The 3844-nt window shown below is 72.6% G+C and carries 1 protein-coding gene and 1 pseudogene; both read left to right on the forward strand.

The features are described 5' to 3' along the window. The first annotated feature begins 945 nt into the window (after nt 1-945). On the forward strand, nt 946-2283 hold the full coding sequence (locus D450_RS0117350; RefSeq protein WP_017539919.1) for an HD-GYP domain-containing protein: 1338 nt from the start codon (nt 946-948) through the stop codon (nt 2281-2283). 11 nt (nt 2284-2294) lie between these two features. Then, nucleotides 2295-3567, forward strand: a pseudogene (locus D450_RS30475) (HD-GYP domain-containing protein). Nucleotides 3568-3844 lie beyond the last annotated feature (277 nt).

Genomic DNA, 3844 nt, shown 5'->3' on the forward strand with positions numbered 1-3844 from the left:
GCCCCGATCGCGCTGCAGCGGTCGCACCGCTGACAAGGACGCGGCCGACAGTTCCACCACTCCAGCGGACACGACCGCGGAGCGGCGGAGCGTAGAGCCCTGTGGGGCCCTGGAGCGCAGTGCGCCGCGTCTGCGTGTGCCGCCCCCGGGTCCGGTCCGGCGGCCGGTTCCGCGCCCGGTGCCGCGCTCTCGGCGGGGGCGGGATTTCGGCGCCGATGAGTGTGTATTCGCGCGCCCTACGGCAAGACGGTCGAAGAGGGCGGGGTAATCGTATTTTCGGCCATGACTCCCGAACCTCGCAAAAGAGGAGAACGCGGGCAGAATGGTCGGTGCCAGTGGTCGACACGCCCGAGTGCGGAACGGATTTTCTCTCCCAGGGGGCGGAGGGGTGTGCCCGACCCTATTGCGCCACGTGGAGAGACGTTGCGTGACGCTCCGTAGTGAGTGCAGGTGGGTGGTGGTCGCAGAGGGGGCGGCATCGGTGTGGTGGGCGGGGTTTTCGCGGCTTCCCTCCTTGCTGGGGGCAATTACTTTCCGTGGCCGCCGATTGTCCGAATCGGATTCGTAGTTTCACATTCTGAAATGGCCGGGGCGTCGGATGCTTACGGTTGGCTCACGGTTCGGTCTGGGGAAATCGGGGGGCGAGTGGGGGCCGTTAAACTGGGCGCCATATCGACCGTAAGGGGTTGAATTCGCTAGCCGGTGCCGTGTCCGGGGTCGGGGAGGGGCGGGCGATGGGGCCGGCGGGCGGTCGACGCAGGAGGGGGATTTCCATGGCGGGTCTGTTCGCCGTCGCGCACGAGGTGCTGCTCGCGGCCACGTGGCTGTTCGGCCATGTCAACGGCTGGTCCTGGTGGTAGAACGGTAACGATGAAATCATGACGGTTCGGTCGGCAATGGGGTGGGAGGTACCGGGAATTGCGGTCGCTTCCGGTTGCGGCGCGGTTGTACGTCTGCCTCGTCGCCCTGGGTGCCCTCGGGGTACTGGCCGCCGGACCCTACGGGGGGATCGACCCGGCCACGCTGCTCCTGCTGGCGGTGCTGTTCGTGGTCGCCGAGTCGATCAGCACCATGGTCGACAGCGGCGGGGACGGCGGACGGGCGGGCATCTCGCCCAGCTCGTCCGCCTCCCTGGCCGCCGTCGTCCTCGTCGGACCGGTCGGGGCGGCCGTGGTGGGGCTGTGCTCCATGCTGGTCGTCTTCCGCCGGCAGAACCTGGTCAAGCGGCTCTTCAACGGCGCCCAGTTCGCCCTGGCCGGGTACGCGGCCGGACACGCCTTCCTCCTGCTCGGCGGCAGGATGGGGGTGCCCGGCCGGGACGACTTCCCCTGGATCGTGCTGCCCTACGTCGGCGCCATCCTGGTGCACAACGCGGTCAACGGCGCGCTCATCGTCGGGCTCATGCGCGCGCTCGGCGTCCTGGACATCCAGCGCCCTAAGCGCCTGCGCTGGCGCCCCATGGCCACCCTCGAGCTGTCGTCGCTGGGCTACGGCATGCTCGGACTGCTCATCGCCGCCATCTGGGGCCTGGTCGGGCCGTTCGCGGTGCTGCTGGTGCTGCTCCCGCTGTTCATCGCGCGCTGGGCCTTCGACCAGTACATGGCCGAGCAGCGGGCGCACGACGCCACCCTGGCCACCCTCGCCCAGGCGGTGGAGACCAAGGACTACTACACGCGCGGCCACTGCATGCGGGTCTCCAAGGCCTCGGCGATGATCGCCTGCGAGCTGGGCCTCAACGCCGAACGGGTGCACACCATCCGCTACGCGGGGATGCTGCACGACGTCGGCAAGCTGGGCGTGCCCACCAAGGTGCTGCAGAAGTCGGGGAAGCTGACCGAGGAGGAGTTCGCCGCCATCCAGCTGCACCCCATGCGCGGCTACGAGATCGTCCGCGAGATCGGCTTCCTCGACGAGGCCCTCGCCGGGATCATGCACCACCACGAGCGGATGGACGGCCGCGGCTACCCCATGGGCCTGGGCGGCGAGGAGATCCCCGAGTTCGCGCGGATCATCTCGGTCGCCGACGCCTTCGACTGCATGACCTCCACCCGCTCCTACCGCAAGGCGCGCTCCATCGAGGAGGCCGTGGCCGAGCTGCGGCGCTGCGCCGGCCCCCAGTTCGACCCGCGGATGGTCGACGCGCTCATCACCGCCGTGGACCGCGACGGCTGGCAGGCGCCCGACGCGGTGGAGCCGCCCGACGACGACGCCGCCGAGGTCGCCAAGCAGGACCACGACGACCCGAGCGTTCCGCTGCGCGTGGCGGGGGAGGCGGACCGGTGACGGCGACCGGGCTGGCGGCGGCCCCGTCCGCGGGGCGGGGGACGGTTCCGCCGCGCATCGACCACACCCGGTTCTGGCTCATCGCGGCGGCGTGCGTGTGCGCCGCGGGCGCGGTGGTGTGGACCCTGGCCGAGGGGTTCGTCGAGCCGCACGCCGCACTGGCCTTCGGCGTGCTCATCGCGGTGGGCGAGATCGCCCGCATCACCCTGCCCGGCCACCGCGAGGTGGCCCCGATCGCCTCGGCCGGCGCCATCGGGTACGCGCTGCTCACCGACGTCGGCGGCGCCACCGTGCACCACTCGGCCGAACAGGTCGGCGCGGTGGTGGCGCTGGGGCTGGGGGGNCCTGGCGGTGGGGCGCGGACCGCGCTGGAGCGACCTGTCCCGGCGCTTCCTGGCGCCGATGGCGGTGGGGGCGGTGTTCCGGCCCTTCGCCGACGTGCTCGCCCCGTCGCCGGGCGACTGGGGCGCGGTGCTGGGGGTGACGGCCGGACTGGTCATCGGGGCCTGGACGGTGGACGCCGCGCTGGCGGCGGCGATCCGCGCCGAACGGCTGCGCACCCGGTTCACCGTGGCGCTCCGCGACGAGGTGCGGGCCCAGTTCGCCATCGGCATGGCGATCGGCGCCTCGGGCATCCTGATCGCCCTGGCCACCACCGTGACCGGCCTGGTGGGGCTGCTGGTGTTCACCGCGCCGCTGCTGGTCACCCAGGTGGCCTTCCGCCGCTTCGCCGACATCCGGCTGACCTACCTGCAGACGGTGCGCGCGCTGTCCCGGGTGACCGAGGTCGGCGGGTACGTGGAGACCGGCCACTCGCGCCGGGTGAGCCGCCTGGCCTCGGCGGTCGGCTGCGAGCTGGGCATGCGCGAGTCGGAGCTGCGCGAGCTGGAGTACGCGGCGCTGATGCACGACATCGGCCAGCTGTCGCTGCGCGACCCGATCGCCAGCGGCGCGACCGTGCTGGCCTCCCCGCGCGAGCAGCGGCGCATCGCCGAGCTGGGCTCGGCGGTGATCCGCGAGACCGGGGTGCTGGACGGGGTGGCCGAGCTGGTGCGCCGCCAGTGCGAGGGCTGTCGCGGCGACGGCGGGGACGGGCCGCCGCCCCTTGGCAGCAGGATCATCAAGGTCGCCAACGCCTTCGACGACCTGGTGGGCGACTCGGGTGACCCGGACCGCACCGAGGCGGTGCTGGAGCGGCTGCGGATGGACGCCGGCGAAGAGTACGACCCGAAGGTGGTCGAGGCCGCCGCCCGCGTCCTCACCCGCCCCGAAGCCCGCTGGTAGGAACGGCACGGGCGGCGGAGAGGTGTTCGGCCGTTCCCTCACCTGCGCGGCGGCGGAATGGCGGGTACCCCGCTCCGGGCTGCTTGCCGGGCGCCGGGTCGCCGGGGTGCAGGGGAGAGGGCAGCGACGAGGCGGCGTGTCGGTTCCCGGGCCTCGGCTGTCGGCCGCCCGGCCTCTCGCGGTCCGGGTGAAAGCGGCGGCGACGGAGCGGCGGGTACCCCGCTCCGGCCTGCTTGCCGGGCGGCGGGTCGCCGGGGTGCAGGGGAGAGGGCAGCGA

It is taken from the genome of Nocardiopsis halophila DSM 44494, assembly GCF_000341245.1.
Classification (GTDB): domain Bacteria; phylum Actinomycetota; class Actinomycetes; order Streptosporangiales; family Streptosporangiaceae; genus Nocardiopsis_A; species Nocardiopsis_A halophila.